General features: G+C 58.9%; 16 protein-coding genes and 3 tRNA genes. 4 read left to right on the top strand and 15 right to left on the bottom strand.

From position 1 onward, the window contains the following. Positions 1-570, top strand: a 570-nt coding sequence (locus tag BTIS_RS05060) for an integrase core domain-containing protein (RefSeq protein WP_143248878.1), incomplete at its 5' end; no start/stop codon positions are given. Between the two features lie 298 nt (positions 571-868). Here the strand turns inward: BTIS_RS05060 and BTIS_RS05055 are convergent. The 4 genes from BTIS_RS05055 to BTIS_RS05040 form a co-directional block, all read right to left on the bottom strand. After that, positions 869-1,768 carry a hypothetical protein gene (locus BTIS_RS05055; protein WP_094663269.1) on the bottom strand — a complete coding sequence of 300 codons (900 nt, stop codon included), beginning with the start codon at positions 1,766-1,768 and terminating at the stop codon, positions 869-871. Between the two features lie 752 nt (positions 1,769-2,520). After that, positions 2,521-2,593: transfer RNA gene (locus BTIS_RS05050), tRNA-Ala, on the bottom strand. Between the two features lie 40 nt (positions 2,594-2,633). Continuing rightward, positions 2,634-2,706 (bottom strand) — tRNA-Val (locus BTIS_RS05045). A gap of 6 nt (positions 2,707-2,712) precedes the next feature. Continuing rightward, positions 2,713-2,785, bottom strand: a tRNA-Gly gene (locus tag BTIS_RS05040). Between the two features lie 255 nt (positions 2,786-3,040). Here BTIS_RS05040 and BTIS_RS05035 point away from each other — a divergent pair. Further along, the gene (locus BTIS_RS05035; RefSeq protein ID WP_094663267.1) at positions 3,041-3,562 is read left to right on the top strand and encodes an NAD(P)H-dependent oxidoreductase; all 522 of its coding nucleotides are present in this window, start codon (positions 3,041-3,043) and stop codon (positions 3,560-3,562) included. A gap of 121 nt (positions 3,563-3,683) precedes the next feature. Here BTIS_RS05035 and BTIS_RS05030 read toward each other — a convergent pair whose 3' ends face one another. Next, positions 3,684-4,937 (bottom strand): helix-turn-helix transcriptional regulator, encoded by a 1,254-nt coding sequence (locus BTIS_RS05030; protein WP_158216850.1) that lies wholly within the window; start codon positions 4,935-4,937, stop codon positions 3,684-3,686. Positions 4,938-5,108: 171 nt separating this feature from the next. Here BTIS_RS05030 and BTIS_RS05025 point away from each other — a divergent pair, with 171 nt between their 5' ends. Further along, positions 5,109-6,380: a hypothetical protein gene (locus tag BTIS_RS05025; RefSeq protein ID WP_158216849.1), complete on the top strand. Its 1,272-nt coding sequence runs from the start codon at positions 5,109-5,111 to the stop codon at positions 6,378-6,380. A gap of 124 nt (positions 6,381-6,504) precedes the next feature. On the opposite strand, the gene BTIS_RS05020 is transcribed toward BTIS_RS05025, so the two are convergent. Then, positions 6,505-6,741, bottom strand: coding sequence for a hypothetical protein (locus tag BTIS_RS05020; RefSeq protein ID WP_094663261.1), 237 nt, complete (start codon positions 6,739-6,741; stop codon positions 6,505-6,507). A 488-nt stretch (positions 6,742-7,229) separates the two neighbouring features. Here BTIS_RS05020 and BTIS_RS05015 point away from each other — a divergent pair, with 488 nt between their 5' ends. Next, the gene (locus BTIS_RS05015) at positions 7,230-8,471 is read left to right on the top strand and encodes a DUF2974 domain-containing protein (protein WP_094663259.1); all 1,242 of its coding nucleotides are present in this window, start codon (positions 7,230-7,232) and stop codon (positions 8,469-8,471) included. Positions 8,472-8,575: 104 nt separating this feature from the next. Here BTIS_RS05015 and BTIS_RS05010 read toward each other — a convergent pair whose 3' ends face one another. The 9 genes from BTIS_RS05010 to BTIS_RS04970 form a co-directional block, all read right to left on the bottom strand. Further along, complete coding sequence (locus BTIS_RS05010) at positions 8,576-9,358, bottom strand: hypothetical protein (protein ID WP_143248876.1); 783 nt, start codon at positions 9,356-9,358, stop codon at positions 8,576-8,578. A 65-nt stretch (positions 9,359-9,423) separates the two neighbouring features. Then, positions 9,424-10,377, bottom strand: coding sequence for a hypothetical protein (locus BTIS_RS05005; protein WP_143248875.1), 954 nt, complete (start codon positions 10,375-10,377; stop codon positions 9,424-9,426). Positions 10,378-10,529: 152 nt separating this feature from the next. Beyond that, positions 10,530-11,135, bottom strand: coding sequence for an ABC transporter ATP-binding protein (locus tag BTIS_RS05000; RefSeq protein ID WP_245819307.1), 606 nt, complete (start codon positions 11,133-11,135; stop codon positions 10,530-10,532). A gap of 8 nt (positions 11,136-11,143) precedes the next feature. Beyond that, on the bottom strand, positions 11,144-12,265 hold the full coding sequence (locus BTIS_RS04995; protein WP_094663253.1) for a hypothetical protein: 1,122 nt from the start codon (positions 12,263-12,265) through the stop codon (positions 11,144-11,146). 21 nt (positions 12,266-12,286) lie between these two features. Next, on the bottom strand, positions 12,287-12,991 hold the full coding sequence (locus BTIS_RS11680) for a hypothetical protein (RefSeq protein WP_143248874.1): 705 nt from the start codon (positions 12,989-12,991) through the stop codon (positions 12,287-12,289). Positions 12,992-13,070: 79 nt separating this feature from the next. Beyond that, positions 13,071-13,451: a hypothetical protein gene (locus tag BTIS_RS04985; protein WP_094663249.1), complete on the bottom strand. Its 381-nt coding sequence runs from the start codon at positions 13,449-13,451 to the stop codon at positions 13,071-13,073. A 351-nt stretch (positions 13,452-13,802) separates the two neighbouring features. Then, a complete protein-coding gene (locus BTIS_RS04980; RefSeq protein ID WP_094663247.1) occupies positions 13,803-15,263 on the bottom strand; it encodes an aspartate ammonia-lyase in 1,461 nt (486 codons plus the stop codon). 252 nt (positions 15,264-15,515) lie between these two features. Further along, positions 15,516-16,106 carry an Hsp20/alpha crystallin family protein gene (locus BTIS_RS04975; protein WP_094663245.1) on the bottom strand — a complete coding sequence of 197 codons (591 nt, stop codon included), beginning with the start codon at positions 16,104-16,106 and terminating at the stop codon, positions 15,516-15,518. A gap of 283 nt (positions 16,107-16,389) precedes the next feature. Then, positions 16,390-16,932: a nitroreductase family protein gene (locus BTIS_RS04970; protein ID WP_094663243.1), complete on the bottom strand. Its 543-nt coding sequence runs from the start codon at positions 16,930-16,932 to the stop codon at positions 16,390-16,392. Positions 16,933-16,965 lie beyond the last annotated feature (33 nt).

Raw genomic sequence — 16,965 nt, 5'->3', positions numbered from 1 at the left:
TGGCACCGCACCCTCAAGCAATGGCTCGCCGCCCGGCACCTCGCGCGCGGTCTCGACGAGCTCAACGCCCAGCTCGACGAGTTCCGCCGCGAGTACAACGAGGAACGCCCCCACCGGGCCCTGGGCCGCCGCACCCCCAAGGAGGCGTACGAGGCCAAGGGCAAGGCCGGCCCCGACCCCGAGATCGCCGCCCGCGAACAGGCCAGACGCGACGAGGAGGAACACCGCGAGGCCGAACGCGTGACGGCCCCGAGACGCAGGCCCGTCCCGGCCGCCGAACGCACGGAGCCCGAGCCCGTGGACGTGACCGTCCCGGCCCGCACGCACAAGACCGACCGACGCGGATGCGTCACCCAGCAGGGCGGCGTCGCTCCGCTGCGCCGCATCATCGTCAACATCGGCAGGGAGAACGCCGGCAGGACGGTGGAACTGGCCATCGACCACGGCATCGTCACCGTCACCGACACCGCCACCGGCGAGATCCTCGCCGACCAAAGACTCGACACCACACGCGAATACCAATACCGCAGGCCACCGGCGAACGACAACGATGCCCCAGGACAGCAGTAAAGCATGCCCCAGGACACCCCGTCAACCATGCCCCGAGACACCCGTCAACCATGCCCCGAGACAATACACCCACCAACACCACACCACACAACACCCCACAACACCCATACACCAACCTTTTCGCCGATCGATGTCGAGCATTTACCGCTCGTTCAGACAGCGCGAGTTCAGGCATGCTGTAGATCCGGTCTATTACCGAGAACCGGAAAACGACGATCTCCCACCGACAAGCTTGTCGGTGGGAGATCGTTCGAGATGAGCTGAGAGTCAGAAACGGAAAAGACCCCGCAACCTCGGATCAGGCGTGGAAGCTCTGATACACCTGGGACGCCCACGCCATGAACGGATCGTTGTCGCCGATCGGATCGTAGCTGACATCGGTGTGCAAACCATGGTTCTTCGGATCGTAGGTGATTCGGAGCTCGGTCGGGGCATCGATGCCGTACCGCGCGCAGACATTGCGGTAGTCATCCATCAGGGAGCGGCCGGAGGCGAAGAACCGGCTGCGGGGCTCCTGCGGCATGCTCTTCATCAGGTCGCCGGACGCCACCAGGGAATCACCGACGCGGAAGAAGCAGTCCCATGCCGACTGCCCTTTGTTCACCATGGCGTGAACGTATACTGACCGCACACGGCCGTCGGCCACAGCCGCTCCGTCGAGCAGGGACACCGCCAGATACGCCATCTGCATCTGCAGTCGGCTCGTCTCCTGTTCAAAGCCCTTCGAATCGGGAGTCGCCGTCGTCTGTACCGTATACGGCTGAGCGGGATTCGGCACGGGGCTCGTTTGCGCAGCGGCAGACGTGCCGGACGGAGACGTGTTTGACACCGGAATCGGCTGTACATATGACTGTGCAGACTGAGACGACTGCGCATTCTGGGCCGGGGCAGCCGCAGCACCGCCGTACTGCGCATTCGACATCGGCGACGCCTGCCCCGAACCGGACTGTTGTCCCAGTTCCTGCTGCTCCTCCTCGCGGGCCTTGCGCATGTTGTACAGCAGCTGCAGCACCCATACGACGGCCATAACTATGTCAATGACAATGCCCACCATCATGCTGCCGTATTCGCTGGCCGTCCAAAACGGCGCGATGATACCGACGATGATGCAGATCGGCAGCATCACCCATGTACGGCGGAGCTTGCCCTTGTAGTTCATACTCCAGTAGTTGAACGACCTGTCTTTTTTGCCCGCCATTGCGCACCATCCTGTGTTTAGGTTCAAGTATGTTCAGCGTACGACGCGAATAGGGGGATATCGTTGGAAACGACAGCCTGTTCATGTACTTTTCATCGTCCGGCCAGCTGTATGGAGGATTCACTGCGACAATTGCGTGATCACGGACCGCATCGAGCAGCGGTAAGCGACACAAGCGACACAGCGACGTATCCGGGCTATAGGCCAAATTGTGTGTCTGGCGGCTTGGCTGCTCGGTCCGGGTATGGAACCCGCCGATCCTGCTCGTATTGTGAAGCGCCGACACCGGCATGTATAGATCCTCGATCGTCACCACCGTAACCGGGAAATGCTTATCTGACGCACGCGTATGCCGGACAAGCACCGGGTGGAAGCTTCCGTGCCCATATGACTCATGCGTGTGACCGATGAGCACGGAGGACGGGGCACAATACTCATTGGACACACGCATACGGCAGACAGGCACCGGAGAGGATACTCCATGCTCGTTGGACGCACGCATGTGTCGAACAGGCATCGGGTTGATTATGGGGCGGGTGATTACTGGGTATCGGCCGCAATGCGCGTGGGACGGATGCCCGTTCGACCTCGAAAGCCGCACCGCCTACATTCAAGCCAGCGGCACACCAACCGAGACAAGGCCTTACGCCCCACAACGGACACACAATTTGGCCTATAACCCGCGGAAACGGCAAACGCAAGAAGCAGAAAACAGAAAAGGTCCGGAACCATATGGTCCCGGACCTTGATCGTGGAGCTAGGGGGATTCGAACCCCCGACCCCCTCCATGCCATGGAGATGCGCTACCAGCTGCGCCATAGCCCCGTATTGAGTTATGCATCGTCGCGATGGGAACCGCGGCTCGTGGGTGATGTAGGAATCGAACCTACGACCCCTTCCGTGTGAAGGAAGTGCGCTAGCCGCTGCGCCAATCACCCGAAGCGAGCGGACAACGGGACTCGAACCCGCGGTCTCGACCTTGGCAAGGTCGCGCTTTACCAACTAAGCTATGTCCGCATGTCGCCCTGAAAGGCAACAAAAAGAGAACTTACACCGACCTTGGTACAACCGTCTACGATGCACCACGTCTCGTTACAGTTTCTTCACAAAATACGGCAAAGCCGAGAATGAACAGATCTATCGCACAGCAAAGGAACGGCCGTACACTGGGTCGCAGGTCAGGAAACTCCTGTCCGTCAGCAATGACAACGTTTCATGTGAAACGCTGAACGTTATCATCGTCAATCCGCATTCCACGCAGAAGGAGCCATCATGTCCACTGCCGTACTGCTGTTCCACCCGAACTACGAAGCCTCGAAGATCAACCGTCGTCTGCTCGACGAGCTCGCCGCGCAGAATTCCGCCGGTGTGGACGTCCGCGACGAATACGCCCTGTACCCGGACTTCAAGATCGACGTTGACGCCGAGCACGCCTTCATCGAACAGCACGATCACATTGTGTTGCAGTTCCCGTTCTACTGGTACAGCTCCCCCGCACTGCTCAAGCAGTGGGAGGACGCCGTTCTTACGCCCGGTTGGGCCTACGCCGGTGGCAATGCGCTCGACGGCAAGACGCTGCAGCTGGCCGTGTCGACCGGCTCGCCGGCTTCGCGCTATCAGAAGGACGGAGAATACAAGCACACCATGGCCGAACTGCTCAGCCCGTTCGAGCTCATGGCGTTCCGCGTGGATCTGACGTGGCGCGACCCGTTCCTAGTGCAGAACACGTCCGGCATCACCGACGCCGAACTGGACCAGGCCGCGAAGGACTTCGTGGCGAACCTGACGAAGTAGGCGCCCCCCAATACGATTCCAATACGATCAGGGCAGACTGCAGTGTCGTTCGACATCGCAGTCTGCCCTGAATAACGCGCACCATGCATCAAGGTGATCGATACGACGAAGTCCTGTGGCGTCAGGCATGGGACTGGGACGATCCTGACTCCGGATGCTCCGGACGGTATTGCCGGACCAGACGGCACCCCGCTTCATACAGCCTGTCACGCAGACTCTGCGGCGAGAGAATCTGCACGTCACCGTTGGCGGAATACTGCAGAATCCACCACAGCATCGCCAGTTCAGGACAACGTACGACGACCCGGTACAGCGGATTGCCGTCGCCGTCGTTCTTCCCGGATTCGCTCACATCGGGGGCATCGAACCATTCGTATACCGTGCCGAGCATGCCACGACGAACGACCATTGTGATGGGCACTGCCGCACCGGTAACGAGATACGGCCGCTGACGCACGTATTCGACCGGGTCAAGCACGTCATTCGGATCCGACGGCTGATCATCGGCGCGCAATGACCCATCGGCACGCCATCGATCGAGCGTGTACGTTACGGGGACCTTGGCGGGGTCCAGCACGTACAGGTTGCGAATGCGCTCGGCGAGGAAGCAGATCAGATTCTCCTCATGCGGCTTGGTGGTGGGATAGTGCTTGTGGTGCAGGTAGCCGACGAGATAGTACCGGCCGGTGTTGTACACCAAACGATAGGGGTCGAGCGTGTACCAGCGGGCGTTGCCGTCCCGCCATCGGCGAGGCTCCAGCGCACCGCCAAGCGTGTAGTCGCAGTACTGGAAACGCACCGCCCGCCCATTCGGGAATCGTGGAGACGGCTCGTCCAGGGTGGCGACCCGCCCTTCGTGAATGGCACGGTCCACGCCTTCGATGGTGTGCAGGAAATCGTTGTTGTAATGCTCATACGCATCGATATGGCTGGCTTCGCGCGGCTGGCCCTCGCGGCCGCCCGACAGTGCTGCGATCTTGTTCTCGAGATCACCCAACGTGTCCTCGTTGAGTCGTGACAGCATGAGGCTGTCGGCAAGCAGCCGCATCTCCGAGGCGCTGAGATACGGTTCCATGTACCAGCCGGGCTTTGGATCGGAGCATCGCTTGCGCAGCTGAGGCATTTCCGATGCGTCGAGTCGATTCACCGTACGACCCAGCACAGGGTTGTCCTTCAGCCAGTAGAGCTGTTCGCGCACCGTACGGTTGGATGGCGCCTTGTAGTCGTCGTCGCCATGGGAACGGTGCTGTTCCTCGAGTCGTTCAATGATTTCGTTTGCGGTCAGACCATGGGAATCGTCGGTTTCCCGCCACAGCAGTTCGAAGATCTCGATGATCGCGTTCTTGGAGTACGTGCTTCCTTTTGCCGTCGCCATGGTTTCATGGTACGCCGCAATATGGCAGTTTTCTGCCGATAACGGTATTCCGGAGGACAATGGAATCATCAGGGCGAGCGGGCACCGACCATAGAGGGGTGAAATGAGGTACGGCACCGACGCCGCCCATTGGACAACGACAACGGAAACGACAACAGAGAAGGAGCGACGATGACGACGACTTGCACGACGACCACGACCACGACAATCACCATGGCGGAAGACCTGACTGACATGATGGAGGAGGACATGGCAGGAACCGTCACGACCGTTGATGCCGACACCGACACGGCCACAGGAACCGACACGGGTACCGTGCTGGATCTGCATACGGACGCAACGACCCCGCAGAACGATTTCGACGATCCCGACCTGCCGGATTTCTTCGATGGCGGTGGCAACGATACCACCTGTCAGTGGGAGGATGGCTTCTGCACCGAGTTCTGCGACGGGTACATTCTGGAGTACTGCAACGATCCGAACTGCAAGTACGATCACATGTCAAAGTACTGCCTGCGTCACTACGTCATCAGTCTTGGGCTGAAGCTCGATCATCTCAGGACCTGCCCTGCGATGAGGAAGGCGCATACGCCCGAGGAGATCAAGCAGGTGGCGCTCGAACATGCGGCCAGCTTCGGCAGGTTCGAGCAGGATGCCAAGAGTGAGGCGAACGCCGGTCACGATCACGATGACGCGCCCGGCCTTGATGAACTCGCCGACGACATGTCTGAGGCCGATCTGGACGCTGAGCTCAAGAAGATCGGCGGTCAGGTCTATCGCGGCAGTTATGACGATCTGCGTATGACGCCGAAAACCACCGCCGAGGATCTGCAGCAGTGGCTGGACGGACTGGAGCTTGGCCATAACGTGTTTCACGTGAAACACTTCACGTCGTTTGACGGATTCTCCATGGAGCTCATGGAGGTTCACTGGGACAAGGAGCACAGTGTGGAAGGACGGTTCAACTTCTACAATCCGGATGACGGTCCGGTGGCCTGGGACCCGGAATTCGCCCGAGGATTCGAGAAGCGCGGCTTCATGTCCCCCAAACTGTGGACGCTGTGGGACGGTGACACCGGCAATATCAAGTACCAGTACTCCACGGATTCGTATGGCGAAAGCGTGCTGACCAACCGCGGCCTGCTGACCGATGACCCGACGCAGGGCGTGCCCGGCGTCTTCGCGATCACGGAGGAGCGCACGGATACCGTATTGCCGGTGACCACCGGATCGTACATCCAGTACAAGGCCCTGTTCAACGGCGACGACACCGTGCTGTGGGCGTGCGACGACGCGGAATTCCGCAAGCGCATCCGCCCATATATCGAGTACTACGACGAGGATCGTCCGCTGGATATCCCGAAGGCCAAAGCCAAGGCCGCGGAACTGGAGCGGAAACTGCACCGCGTGATCGACGAGGGCGTACGCCCGGAAGAGGCCTAGCGCAACACCCCGTACACAGCATGACGATGGGTGTGGAATATCACTCGGGATATCCCACACCCATCGTCGGTCTGTGCAATGGAAGACGAAAGTCGAAAACAACACCCGAGACGAAGATCGCGGACTAACTCAGCGGCCGCGAATCAGATTGCGGTAGTCGACGGCGAGCGCCGGCGTGGGCGCGGCTGCTGGTTCGGGTTGCCGGACCGTGGTTTGCACTCGGGCTGGGCGTGTAGGCCACGGAGGCGGAGATGTGGCGCAGGGACAGTTCGCGTCCCTGCTGGGCGATGGTGCCGTGCCAGGTGGGCAGGAAATCGGCGTTGGGCTGCTGAATGATGGCGGACTGCTGAATGATAGCCATGATGATCCTTCCTATAATGAGCAAAGATGGGCAATGCTGCGTAATGTCGTCCTCGTCGTCATCGCGTCATCATTGGAGATATTCGTCGGCGATGATCGTCGAGTGATTTCATTACACCGGATCATTCATGGGATCGACTTGGGTGGAACTCAGGATGAGGCCACAGTCACCTTGGCGAACACGCATGATTGTCTGAATACACGCTGAGCACGCATCGTTCCGACGGATGATCAGTCAGGCATATTCGTTTGCCGACTCTATTGATCCATGCGATCGACCCATGCGATCATTGCGGCCAATTCAACTTGCCAAATTAATCCAACGGCCCGGCGATGACTGTGCAATTCCGCACTGAACAACTCGCGTTAGAGTAGAAATGTCGTGGCTGATACGACCACGATGTCATCCGCGGTATCGTCCGCCGATACGCGGAGCGAAACCGGCGTACGTGCCGGCGGCGGGCAGGTGCGCAGTGAACGGAAGTGACGATGGGGAACATCATTGATTACGTGCGCGATGAGACGCGTGGATTCGACGAACGTCCGTTCGGCGATGTGGATGCGCTGGTGCTCGCATCGGTCGTGTATCAGACGATGCCACCGTCCGTTCCGAGGCTCACCGATCAGCTCGCCCGACGACACTCATTCTGGCCCCGGCTGCAGGCGTGGGTGCAGGCGCTGTGGGATGCGCCGTTCGATGGTCCCACGCTCAGCGATGTGGCAACGGAGCTTACGCGCGCCGGCAGTGAATTCAATATTCGCGAGGGGCATACCGGGCTTGGCGATCCGAAATTCGACGAGCAGTTGTTCGAGGTGCTTGTCGACAGCCCGCGATTCGGCGGGATCCGTGTGAGCGCGTATGAGGAACGGTTCAGTGCGACCGAACAGACGCAGTTCGCCGCGGGAACGATGCTGCTGCCGGACCGGGACGGCACGCTTGTAGTGGCGTTCCGCGGCACGGACGACTCGTTTGCCGGATGGAAGGAAGACTTCAACATGTCGTTCCAGTATCCGGTGCCGGCGCAGGAATCCGCTGCGGAATACGTGGCCGCCGTCGCCGAATTATGGCCGCGCGGATTGAAAAGCCTGCTTGGACGAATGGCTCGCCCGGCGGACGGCAGTCATTATCCCGGCACGCATCCGCTGGTGTTGACCGGCCATTCCAAGGGCGGCAACGTGGCGGTGTATGCCGCCATGAACGCCAGCGAACGCATCCGCAAACGCATCACGCGCGCATATTCGCTCGACGGTCCCGGTTTCCCTGCCGACGTGGTGCACAGCGCCGCATACACGGCCGCGATGCCGAAGGTGGAGAAGATCGTGCCGGATTCGTCGATTGTCGGCATGATTCTGGAGACGCCCGAACCGTGCACGGTGGTGGTGTCGGATCAAAAGGGCATCATGCAGCATATGACGTATTCGTGGCAGCTCGACGATCATTGGGAGTTCGAGCGACTGCCGCATCTGTCGTCGAGCTCGCAGTATTTCAATACGCAGCTCAACGACTGGCTGGCCGGGCTGACCACGGAGCAGCGCGAGCATGCGGTGGATGCACTGTTCACGCTGCTCGGCGCAAGCGGTTCCGACAATCTGTCCGGCATGATGAAGACCATACCGCGCGCGATTCCGGACATCATCAACTCGTATGTGGGATTGTCGGATGAGGACAGGCGCAACCTACGGTACGTGTTCAACCTGCTGCTCAAGACGTCGTTGTCGCGCGGCAAGTAGATGCGGGGCGGGCGGCACTGTCAGACTCGCACTATCGCACCGTATTGTCGATACCGAGCCGCCCGCTACTGCACTGTGGTTACTGTATGGCTACTGCACTGTGGCTACTGCACTGTGGGAGCCGCCGACGGATCACTGGTCATATGATGCAACGGATCGGTGAAGCACTCCACATAGTCGCGGTAGGACGGCGTGGCCGGGTCCACGGCGTTCAGCAGCGACTTGCCGGAATCCTGATCCTTCGTGTATTCGTCGTAGGAAACGCTCGTGTCGATGAGCTTGTAGTCCTTGTAGCACTGGAAACGGTACGGTTCCAGATCGACGCCATCCGGGTTGCGCACGGCGTCGAGATACGTGGCGCGCAACGCGTTGTATCCGTTGGTATCCATGCATGCGGTGCTGATCGCGTTGTCCTCGGCGGGAGTGTTCTTCGACGCATCGGTGACAAGGCCACTGTCCAGTCCGAACCAGTAGTCCTTGCCCGCGGTCATATCATGCCCGGCGAAGCAGTCGACCGCACGCTGTTCGGCATCATTCATCTCGTCGGCGGTGATCGTTCCGTCGGCAGTGACGGAATCGACGTAGGTCTTGTCGATATTCGGCGTTGACGCCACCCGCTCCCCCAGCACCTGCCTGGCATGATCGCCCAGCGTGGCGTTCTGCGTGTATGCCGCGTATGCGGTCTGCACATCAGTGCCATTGATGTGCGACCACGCGACATTGGTGGATCGCGACGACGTGGTCGACGACGATGACGGTTCCGACGCCGACGGAGACGCCGAACCAGCACCGGAATCGCCACATCCGGTAAGTGGCATCATGAACGCGAGCGCGGCCGCAATCACGGCCATGGTCCGAATCGGGGATGGTGTTGAGCGTGTCATCATGAGCTCCTTTCCGATGGCTTCCTAGTTGACTCGCTACGTTTTGGTCGCTGCCCTGTTTCCATTTGCTATCGTCCTCGTACGAGACGCGGCAACGCGTCGACACGAATGGTCGCCGATATGGCCATTGTGCCCAGCATTGTGCCGCAGTAGGTGACGAGGATCATGCGGAGTCCCACATCAGCCCATACCGTCAGCGCATCCTGCACGCTTTCGGCGATTGGTGCCAATAGTACGGCGAATATTCCCGCGCAGATCATGGCTGCCGGCAACACCCATACCGCGGTTTCCACCGTCATCTGGACGACCACTTGCGGCCCTGATGCACCGAGATGGCGCAGCATGGCCAGTTCCAGCCGTCGTCGTGCCACGTAGGATGCGCCGACGGCGATGGCGAGGATGAACGCCGGTATCGTGGCGAATCGGGTGATCCGCTGTCGGTAGTCCGTTTCATTCGGCGGAACGCTGCCCAGCGTGGGGTTGACCGTCGTCACGCCTGGCACGGTACTACCGGACTGTGAAGAGGATTGCATGACGGTGGCGAGCAGGGCGTCGGATACCGCGTCCGTACGTGGCCACGCTCGAACCCAGCAGCTGTCGAATGCCCCTTGGACTTCGGTCTTTGGAATGGCCAGCAGGACCGTGGTGGCGTATTGGGGCAGTCGCCCATCGCTCGGCCAGTCGAAGGTTCCGGTGACCTTGGCTTGTTCGCCGCTTTTCAGGGTCATGGCATTTCCGGAGCGTATTCCCAGCTGGGCTGAGATCGTGCCGGATATGGCGAATCCTTCGTCGCCGTGAATACCGAATACCTGTTTCGCGCCGGGTGTGGTTTCGTATGCGGTATATGGCGAGCTGGGTAATGCCATGGGTGCGACCAGATCGGTGGAGCGCATGGCCGTGGATCCTTGCACGTTGGGAAGTTCGGCGAGATTCTCGCATGCACGCACATCCACGCCATTGGGAACACTGACCATGAGCAGATCGCCTCCGGCTTCACGATACGCCCATGCTCTGTCCGTCATTTGTCGGACCGTCAATGCGTCAACACCGCCGCACAGTAGCATCACGACGAGGATGACCATGCACCATAGCGCGGGGTTTCCCACGCCGGAGGCAAGATCCCGTGCCGCTTCCGCTCGTATCCATCTCCAGGATGGGTGCTTTCTCAGGCCTTTCATATGTTGTCCGCCCATCGTCCCAAATCGATGACGTCGTCGCATACGTCACGTAGTTCAAGATCGTGCGTGGCGACGGCTACGACACTGCCTTGCATCGCCAGGTGACGGATGCTGGCGATAACAGTGCGCGCGCTTGCCCGGTCGAGGGACGCGGTCGGCTCGTCCACCAGCATCAGGTCACGTGCCGTCGCCACGGCTCGTGCCAGCATGAGTCGTTGGGCTTCACCGCCGGAAAGTTGGCCATAGGGCTTGTCCGCAATGTCGGCAAGACCGAATTCCTGAAGGATGGACTCGGCACGAACCTGCGCACGGCGACGAGGGAAACCCCGAATCAACATGGGCAGCATGACATGATCGAGAACGGTTCTCCTGCTGACCCCGATCGGCAGCTGCGGAACCCAACCCAGATCTTTGATCTCATGACGAATCACTTCGCCCTCGGTCGGAGCGACCCAACCGGCGAGAATGGCCAGCAACGTACTTTTCCCCGAGCCCGATGGCCCGACGATCGCGGTGATGCGTCCGGACTTCAGGTCTGCATTGCCATGGCGGAACAGGAAATGTCCATTATCGTAGGCGTGGCCCAGATCACGCAGCTCCACGTGACTGGTCATGAGCATGCCTTGTCATTGGGATGAACGCTGACCCTCCCTGCGGGGATACCACCGTCCGCGGTTTGTACGTACGTTCTGCCGAGCATGGAACCAACCACGCGTATGGGCGTGGGACCCGATTCGGTTACCACACATGCCTGAGCGTGCTCACCACCCGTGGTGCCCACTGCGGAGGCCGGAACCACGCCGACGGTGACCGGATCCTTCAGTTTCCACTGTGCGTTCATTGTCCGGGTACCGCCACTACGCGTTTCCGAGGCAAGGAAGGTTCTGGTGCGAGAAAGGGCATCGAGATCTTCCACCGTACCGTCATCACTCACGCCAATGGTCGTATCGTCGATCTGGATCACACGTGTGCCGGATACCGCGTCCGTTGGCAGTTTCTGGACACGCGCCGATGTGGCTGTGGTCGGCAGTTCGGCAATCGCCGATCCCTGTCCCACGATCTGCCCTACAGGTGCCGGGCATCCGGAAACGACGACTCCATCACGGGCCAGCCATGTCACATCCGACATGGTGATCGTCGTGTAGCCGTCGCCGAGATCGATTCCCGCCTTGGCCGCGACGTTCACAAACGCCGTAACAGTCCGATCGGACACGATGTCGTCAGAGGGGACCTCTTCCCCCAACGCCCCCAACGCATCGTTCAAGGACTTGGCGTCAGTCCCCCGATCGCCGATATGCAGATCACGCCATAACGGCTCCGACGTGGACAGCATCAGTATTCCTCTGCCCTCAATCGACAATAGGGATTGCCCGGAATGCAAAGACTCCCCAGGCTTGCATGACGAGGTATTCACCATACCCGATCGCGGTGCGGCAACGGGGGACAATGCGACATCTTCCGCCTCGATCGTCACCGATCTGGCATCAGTCACATCCTGCCTCTCGATCGAGACCATAGCCGTGACGTTGCCGGAATCAATGACCTCCGGCGCATGAGGAGCAAAAACAATGGCCCCAACGCCTATACCCAGCAGCAAGGACGCGACACTGCCGATGACGACAACGGACCGGTTCACCTTCAGCAACGAAGCCCCCCGCTTTGTACCGCCGTCATTGTCATTGGCGTTCGCTCCACCATTCTTGCTCCGTGAACGGATATGCAGAATACTCATCACCACTCACCTGACCAGTCATTACTTGCTTTTCATGTGGTGAAGGGGGTCGGTAACGCACTCCATGAAATCATCATAACCAGGAGTAGAAGATGAACGAATGTAGCTTAATGGGCTCTTACCATTATCAAGCTCTTGCTTGAATTGCTCATAGGAATAATCCTGATCAATGAGTTTGTAATCCTTATAGCATTGGAAACGATAGGGATCAAGATCTATATTGTTAGGATTACGTACGGCATTAAGATACACAGATTTCAATGCCGCATATCCAGTATTATAAAGACATTCATCGTCGACTTTGTTGGTATCAGAATCGGAAAGAGCATTCTCATCGACAATGAATCCGGTATTTTTCCCAAACCAGAAGTTCTCATTGGGAACTAAACCATACTTCGAAAGACAATTAATCGCCCTACGCTCTGCCTCATTCATTTCCTCTGCAGTTATCTGACGGTCTTCAGTCACTCTATTCACAAAATCAGCGTCGACATTTACACCAGACAGTTCGTTATTCAACTGCGTCATATAGCTATCGTTTAATGCTGCCGTTTCCGTATATGCCATGTATTCTGTCTGCGCATCAGAACCTATAGGAGCACTAACAGATTCATGTCCCTCTCTTTTGTCAGCTCCCGCAACAGGACTTCCGCAACCAGCAAATGAAATAGAAAAAGATGCTATCGCCGCTAAGCATACAAATACACGCAAGACTTTCATCAGCACATCCCTCCCCTCACAAGATCACAAGGCAGCTGCAAGCGCCTTTATGATGTCATATAAACGCTTGCAGCCAAAATGCAGATCAACCGAAGTAGTTACCCCAATCGGTGATTGCGGGAACAAGATCCTCATCTACCCACGCACAGCTACCGCCGTTGCGGGGAACAGGATATCCACCGTTGCCGCTTATCATGGTGCACTCATGGTCGGAAGTCGTAACGGGCGTTACCCTACCCCCTACATATTTGTGCCCACCGATAGAGAACCAGTGCTGCAACCCCTGATCGCAGGTGTAGTTGATTGCGAAGCGGTGATCGCCCCACTGGGTGTCGTACTGGAAATAAGAGCAGTTAGCACGCAGACGCTCCTGAGCATTACGCTCCTCGACCTGCGCGTAAGAGACCGTTTCGTCCGCCATCGCCGACGGTGCAACACCGACAGTGATCGCCAAACCGGGGCTCATAGCTATCTCCTTTACCGCATCGGCAATAATCGTCTATGACTATTGTCCGAATTCGAAAACGAACATAGAAATTGTTACTTTTTCTTGCTATTTTTGTTTTCTTAGGATTGTGAAGGGCACCCATCCGCCTTTACGGATACTTTCAGCATACACCCATTTACAAAAGACACCAGCGTTTTTCGAAATCTTTTTTTAATTCATGCAGCTTTACATTTCACGTCACGATGATCAAAGTTAATCACAGCAAACCGCATATAATCCGCATTCCAGAAGACACAGTTTCATGGACCTGCGGCGTCCCGCGAACAGCACTGCCGCATCAACCGGTAATCAACCGGTAGTGATCAGTGATCAGTGCTGTTCGCGGCAGGTTTGGCCGAGGCGGCGGGAGAGGGTGATCGGATCGAGCAGGGCGTCGAGACGGTCGGCGGACAAATCGGCGCGCTCGGCAGCCACGTCACGCACGGTTCGGCCGGATTCCGACGCCTCCTTGGCAATATCGACCGCATGCTCGTAGCCGATGTCGGCATTCAGCGAGGCGGCGATGGACGGCGAGGATTCGGCATGACGACGGCCGACCTCGACGTTCACGGTAATACCCTCGACGCAACGGCGACGGAACGTGCCCATGGCACGGGTTAGCAGCGAAACGCCGTCGAGCAGCGAATGGATGATCACCGGATCGAAGGCGTTGAGCTGCAGCTGGCCCTCACCGGCCGCCCAGTTCACCGTGGTGTCCATGCCGAAGATCACGAAGCAGCACTGATCCACGCATTCGGGGATCACCGGATTCACCTTGCCCGGCATGATGCTTGATCCGGCCTGACGTGCCGGCACGGTCAGCTCGTTAAGTCCAGCGTGCGGACCGGAATTGAGCAGACGCAAGTCGTCGGCGGCCTTCTTCAGATGCACGGCGAGATTCTTCAGCACCGCACTCACCGACACATACACGCTCATATCGGTCATTGCAGCCACCGGATCGGGCGCGGCGGTGATCGGCAGACCCGTCACACGAGCCAGATGACGAGTGGCGGATTCGCGGAAGCGCAGATCGGCGCAAATACCCGTGCCGATGGCCGTGGCACCAAGATTCAGCACGGCAAGACGCGGAATCAGCGCCTCGATTGCGGCCACATCGGACTTGAGGAAGCTCGCGAACGCGTGGAACTCCTGACCGAACGTCATGGGCACGGCGTCCTGCAGTTGCGTGCGACCGATCGTCACGTCGTTGATATGACGGTCGGCGAGCGCATGGAACGCGCGCGACAGCTTCTTCGCGGATTGGGCGAGCGGCCCGAGCATGTCGATCAGTGCGATCTTGCTCGCCGCCGGATACGTGTCGTTCGTGGACTGTGATTTGTTGACGTCGTCGTTGGGATGAATGTACGAGTATTCACCGCGGTGATGGCCGGACAGCTCGAGCGCGCGATTGGCGATCACCTCGTTCATGTTCATGTTAAGCGAGGTTCCGGCCCCGCCCTGCATGACGTCGATGGGGAACTGGTCGAGGAAGCGGCCGTTCTCTATCTCCATGCATGCCTGACGGATCGCGCCGGCCTTCACGCCGGTCAGCAGACCGAGCTCCTCGTTGGCGGATGCGCACGCCTTCTTGACCGTGGCGTAGGCCTGGATGAGCTGCGGATGCTCGGAGTCGGGACGGCCGGATACCGGGAAGTTGCGGATGGCACGCTCGGTGTGAATACCCCAATAGGCGCGCTCGGGAACCTGAAGTTCGCCGATGCAGTCGTGTTCGGTACGGGTGGCTTCCTCGCGATGCGTGGTGTGCTTGCTGCCGGTTGCATGTCGTGCCATGAAAGTCCTCCATCCTTGACTGCGTGCAAAAGCATATCGTTTCCATCATGACGATTCCGGATACGAAACGCCATCTTTACCGCTCTTAGCGGATTCGTGGATTCGAACGGATTCACCATGTGAATTCGCGTGTACGTTCATGTGAATTCACACGAAACAGCAAACGACAAAGCCCCCGGGCTCCGGTGCAATGAATCCGGGACCCGGGGGCCGCGATCAGGCGAAATGGCCTGGACAGTCGAAAACAGTGAATCAGCCTTCGATGGCGATGGTGTGCTTCTGTTCAACGGCCGGCTGAGCCTCCTGCTTCGGCAGGGTCAGGGTCAGCGTGCCGTTCTCGAACTTGGCGTGGATGTCGGATTCCTTCATATCCTCACCCACGTAGAAGCTACGAGAGCAGGAGCCGTAGTAGCGTTCACGACGCAGCCACTTGCCTTCGTCGGCCTTCTGGGAGCCGGAGGCGCTGGTCTGGGTGTCGGATGCGTTGGCGGAAGCATGATCAGCGGTGGTGTTGGCGTTGGCATCGCTGGCGCAGTTGCAGGAATCGCAGTTGGAATCAGAGCTGTTGTGGGCGGACACGGTCAGGTAGCCGTCCTTGAGCTCGACGTTGATCTGGTCCTTGGCAAAGCCGGGCATGTCGATGTCCACCTTGTAGGAATCGCCCATGTCACGCACATCGGTGTTCATCATGTTCGTCGTCATCATGCCGTTCATGCCACTCATCGGGGCCATGTCGGAACCGGCCGGACGAGCGTTACGATCGCCGCGCCACGAAGCGAAGAACGGATCATCGAACAGATCGGAGAACATCATGTCATTCATCAGAGCCGGAAACATTGCCATAATCGGTACTCCTCAACTATGGAGGAAAAGCGGCTTTGGCTTCAGCCCTTGCGGACTGTTTTCGTGGGCCGCTTCCGGAACCCTTCCCGGGCTCCTACCTTTTGCCTTGCATCTTCTGGTATAGGCGTGTTGGCGTCCGATGCAAGCGATGTTTACTCACAGCAAAAAAACTTGAGTCATAGAGACTCAAGTTTTGGAGTGTGGACGCGGGTGCAGCAGGGACCAACGTCGCTGATCACAACGGCGATCACAACGGCGATCGAGGCCGCGCCCGCCCGTTCGACTACTCGACGAAGTGGGTGACGAAATTGCTGACGGTGGGTTCACGCTGCTCGGTGACGATGGCGGGATCGACCGGATGACCGAGCGTCATGGCGGACACAGGGACGTACCCCTCGTCCACGCCGAGTTCGGCGAACAGTTCCGGATGCGACTGCAGGGCCTTGATCACACCGAGGATGTAGCCGCTGCCCAGTCCCAGATCGGTGGCGGCGAGCGCCATGTTCTCGATGATGCCGGCCGCGTTGCAGTATGCGGTGCCGCGTTCGAGGCCGCTTTCCTCACCGGAGACGAGGATCAGCACGGGCGCCTTGTAGGTGGGGCCGGTGCCCATACGTCCGGCGTTGGGACCGGCGAGCGCGTCGATCTTGTCGATCACGGAGCGATCGGTGATGACGGAGAATTCGATGGCCTCGTAGTCGTGCATGCCGATCGGTGCGGCGTTGGCGGCTTCGAGAATGGTCTGGATCTGCTCGCTGGTCACCGGTTCGTCGGTGAATTCACGGCAGGTCTTGCGTGCGTGAATGGTCTGCATGATGTTCATCATTTGCCTCCTTGGACAGTGCTGCGACAACGTTGT

Source organism: Bifidobacterium tissieri (genome assembly GCF_002259645.1).
GTDB lineage: Bacteria > Actinomycetota > Actinomycetes > Actinomycetales > Bifidobacteriaceae > Galliscardovia > Galliscardovia tissieri.
The sequence above is the reverse complement of the archived record's forward strand: the minus strand, read 5'-3'. Positions and strand labels throughout refer to the sequence as shown.

Coding starts and splice junctions, on each gene's coding strand:
- BTIS_RS05055 (WP_094663269.1), bottom strand. CDS start 1,768: ATGGCGGGCAAAAAAGACAGGTCGTTCAACTACTGGAGTATGAACTAC.
- BTIS_RS05035 (WP_094663267.1), top strand. CDS start 3,041: ATGTCCACTGCCGTACTGCTGTTCCACCCGAACTACGAAGCCTCGAAG.
- BTIS_RS05030 (WP_158216850.1), bottom strand. CDS start 4,937: ATGGCGACGGCAAAAGGAAGCACGTACTCCAAGAACGCGATCATCGAG.
- BTIS_RS05025 (WP_158216849.1), top strand. CDS start 5,109: ATGACGACGACTTGCACGACGACCACGACCACGACAATCACCATGGCG.
- BTIS_RS05020 (WP_094663261.1), bottom strand. CDS start 6,741: ATGGCTATCATTCAGCAGTCCGCCATCATTCAGCAGCCCAACGCCGAT.
- BTIS_RS05015 (WP_094663259.1), top strand. CDS start 7,230: ATGGGGAACATCATTGATTACGTGCGCGATGAGACGCGTGGATTCGAC.
- BTIS_RS05010 (WP_143248876.1), bottom strand. CDS start 9,358: ATGATGACACGCTCAACACCATCCCCGATTCGGACCATGGCCGTGATT.
- BTIS_RS05005 (WP_143248875.1), bottom strand. CDS start 10,377: ATGACGGACAGAGCATGGGCGTATCGTGAAGCCGGAGGCGATCTGCTC.
- BTIS_RS04995 (WP_094663253.1), bottom strand. CDS start 12,265: ATGAGTATTCTGCATATCCGTTCACGGAGCAAGAATGGTGGAGCGAAC.
- BTIS_RS04985 (WP_094663249.1), bottom strand. CDS start 13,451: ATGAGCCCCGGTTTGGCGATCACTGTCGGTGTTGCACCGTCGGCGATG.
- BTIS_RS04980 (WP_094663247.1), bottom strand. CDS start 15,263: ATGGCACGACATGCAACCGGCAGCAAGCACACCACGCATCGCGAGGAA.
- BTIS_RS04975 (WP_094663245.1), bottom strand. CDS start 16,106: ATGGCAATGTTTCCGGCTCTGATGAATGACATGATGTTCTCCGATCTG.
- BTIS_RS04970 (WP_094663243.1), bottom strand. CDS start 16,932: ATGATGAACATCATGCAGACCATTCACGCACGCAAGACCTGCCGTGAA.